Source organism: Oleiphilus sp. HI0061 (assembly GCF_001635675.1).
The window spans coordinates 1-3,209 of record NZ_LWFE01001386.1 but is presented as its reverse complement, the minus strand read 5'-3'; the positions used below and the strand labels follow the sequence as shown (position 1 = coordinate 3,209).

Below are 3,209 nucleotides of genomic sequence, written 5' to 3'. Positions count from 1 at the left end.
ACTTTGGACTTAAGCGATACAACAAAATTAACCAACTTTGTCTCTACTTCATTCAAGCCAAGACTAAAGGAAAGGTTCAGTATATTTGGATTTGTTACTTCGTAGGCGAGAGCACCTAAAGTATCGAGGAGGCCAAGATACGCTGATTTTATCGCGATTCTAAATTTCTGCTTTTTCTCTTCTTTTCTATTAAATTGTTCTTCAGATTCTTTGCCATACTTTTTATCGCAACCTGTATTCACTCCACAAGATTCGAGCACTCGCAGCTCTTCTATATCATAATAGTCATAATGAGATCCGCCTAGGTCTTTGTAAACACCAAGCTCGTATAGCAAAATCAAACACCAGAACTTCTCCTGCTCATTTAACTCTTCTAAAAATAAATCTTTAGCTCCGTTTGTCATTGATAACCTCACATATATCGTTATGAGGTCATTATTGATGAATAGCGAGTCAGTTTGTGTCGCAGATAATATATCAGGATTGTCTATGATTCTCGGGGTAGCCCCCCTTGATTCATATGTCACATAACGTCGTAGCGCTGCTTTATATTAAGTTAATTCTTTATACTTAAGCGGTTTAAGACTATATGGATCCTATGAACGAAGAATTGTTGCTTGTATTCACAAAGGCATTGTCTGGAGCAAGTACCGCCGCATTAGACAGTGACATTCAAAATGCTCAGAATAATGACGCGTCAGCATTTCACGCTTCCAACATCACAACTATCAACATTCAAAATTGTACGTCCGAAGAGCACGGCACTCACGTGTTGATCACAGTAGATATACTTGGAACAAGAGTTTTTATTCACGATAAAGAAAACGACAAACTTCATGAAATCGAAGATGTCCATCATACTCTATCTCTCTTAATTAGAGCGATGCATCTATCGGAAGATTTTTTGGCATGGGCAGAATCTTTATCTGCTGAAATCCCTTTTGATGGGCTTTTATATCAAGGTCTTGGTGAATTTTGTGCTGCCTGTCACTTGCTCATGTTTGGACATAACTATATTGAAAGCTCAACGAAATTTGCTCTAATTACCTTACTGGCTTACCAACACTATAAGCACAAAGCTTCACTATCATTTTCCACTCTATTTAAGTCAATCAGGTCGAACAAACTATGGAACATTAGTAGTCTGGAAATATCTAAAAAGCACATAAACATTCTTAGAAAAATAAATAATAGCTCAACAGGGTTTATTGACCTATCACCCATTGAAGTTGGTAACTTTGTTTTTCTTGGAAACAAGGACGGATCAAATAAAAAGCACATAACAAAGCTATGTCACGCGCAATTCATTCCACAAGAAATGATCAGTGCTTTTATAGATCTATCTAGTCGACTATCCGTAAGGGAAATAGCTAGACTAAGGTGTCTCTATGAAGAAAGTCTATATGCAGATATACCTGATCTTGTGCATGAAACTCCCCTAGAGCTAAGATGTGCAATCTTGAGCTGCATATCTTCCTGCATATTATTCCTATTGAACAACCACTATACCTTAGACAGAATTTCGTCTATGTCAGGTTTTAAAATAATTGAAATAGAAACTGGAATTCATTCAACCTATAGTGAAAGCTGGGGGCGTTTGGATAGAGCCACGTTTAACACCCCATACAAAGAAGAAATCCCTGGGCTCATCGAATACATTTCATCTCAGAATGGACTTGATGAGGAAGGCACAGCAATGAACCACTGCGTAGCTATGTATGGGGCATCATGTGCTTCTGGAGAGACGTCCATCTATAAAGTATATGGCGAGCAACGATGCACGCTAGCGGTTTGCAATGAATCTGGTGAAATTATTGAGTTGTATGGCCATGGTAACCAAGCTCCGAAACCAAGCGTTATAAAGTTAGTGCAGGGCTGGCTTGATGATTAAAGTGTTCTTACACGAATCAAGATATCAGAAAACATTCCGGATTTATAACAACGCTAAGAACATTCTAGGGTAAAAAATATAGCAATTCATTTTACTGCTAACATTTAATTCACGGATTGACTTTATAAGTCATGTTGAACGTAGGTATATTTTGATTATGGGAATCGTAATTAATGTCTGAATTTGAGATAGATGCTAGTCGCTATGTCTTAGGTGGCAGTGATAAAAATGTGCAAGAAACGCCAGCATTACTAAGTGTCAACGCTGAGTTTAAATACGTATGTTACCAATGTGGTGCGTCACGATGTGGCGCACCTACTTTATAAAGTCTCAATTAGAAATATTTCTACTAGACTAAATTGGTTCGATAGATATGAGGTAGATTAATGGAATGGTATTCAACGACAGAACGAGTAACAAAGCCTATCGTCTCGAAAGAAAGTGAATTACAAACAAAATAATACGAGTCTAATTTGGGGACGTCTTTTAACTGATGTTTCTGTTCTAAAAGGTCATTAAATATCGTTATGGATAGAGTTAAAACGGATAAACCTCTCGTTCAAATTGAGAACTTACTTGAACGGTATCAACCAGAATTTTCCGAACTGGGAAACACTCCTGTTGCTGACCTTTTCAATCAGTTGCAGGAGATCATTAGCTCTTCAAATACTCTTATTCTAAAGAAAATTGATGACTTACTGTCACTAAGCTTCTTTGTAGATGATTACCAACGAGGTTATAAGTGGTTGCCTCTGCAGGTCGAGGCTTTGCTCAACGATATTCATGACTTTGATCCACAGGCTGATAGCTTCTATTGTTTACAACCAGTTGTAGTAAAGCATCATAGTCCTGAAAACACCGGTGAACGTGGTCGGTGGGAGTTGATTGATGGGCAACAACGTATCACAACTACCTTTATGATCCTCTCATATCTAGGTTGGAAGAAATATCCCATTGATTACAAGACCCGAGCCAGCAGCGGTGCATTCCTGCAGCATTATCTAGAACGAATTAACCCTGAAGAAGATTGGGACTCTTTTCTGAGCAGGCATAATGACAGCGGTGAGTTGACGGCAGCTGATCTCGATAATGTTGATAATTACCACTTCTATATCGCCTACTGCACGATTGCTCGTTGGTTTTCAGACACACAGCGTTTTCCTGATGGGCAGGCTCGAAAGCGGTGGCATGACAAGCTGCTTTACCATACGCAGGTCATTTGGTATGCGGCGAAGGAAAATGAGTCACTCTTGGATAAAGAGCAGTCAATCAATATATTTATGTGCATCAACAGTGGAAAAATCCCGCTAACGAATGC

General features: G+C 38.8%; 4 protein-coding genes. 3 read left to right on the top strand and 1 reads right to left on the bottom strand.

Annotated features, from left to right (window positions below; translation table 11 throughout):
- The coding region (locus A3735_RS21810) for a hypothetical protein (protein ID WP_156499817.1) at positions 1-404 on the bottom strand (404 nt) is incomplete at its 3' end.
- Between the two features lie 185 nt (positions 405-589).
- On the opposite strand from A3735_RS21810, the gene A3735_RS21805 reads away from it, so the two are divergent.
- From A3735_RS21805 to A3735_RS21800, 3 genes are all read left to right on the top strand, one after another.
- The gene (locus A3735_RS21805; protein ID WP_068638634.1) at positions 590-1,891 is read left to right on the top strand and encodes a PcfJ domain-containing protein; all 1,302 of its coding nucleotides are present in this window, start codon (positions 590-592) and stop codon (positions 1,889-1,891) included.
- 173 nt (positions 1,892-2,064) lie between these two features.
- A complete protein-coding gene (locus A3735_RS29825; protein ID WP_156499816.1) occupies positions 2,065-2,217 on the top strand; it encodes a hypothetical protein in 153 nt (50 codons plus the stop codon).
- 201 nt (positions 2,218-2,418) lie between these two features.
- Positions 2,419-3,209, top strand: a 791-nt coding sequence (locus tag A3735_RS21800) for a DUF262 domain-containing protein (protein WP_156499815.1), incomplete at its 3' end; no start/stop codon positions are given.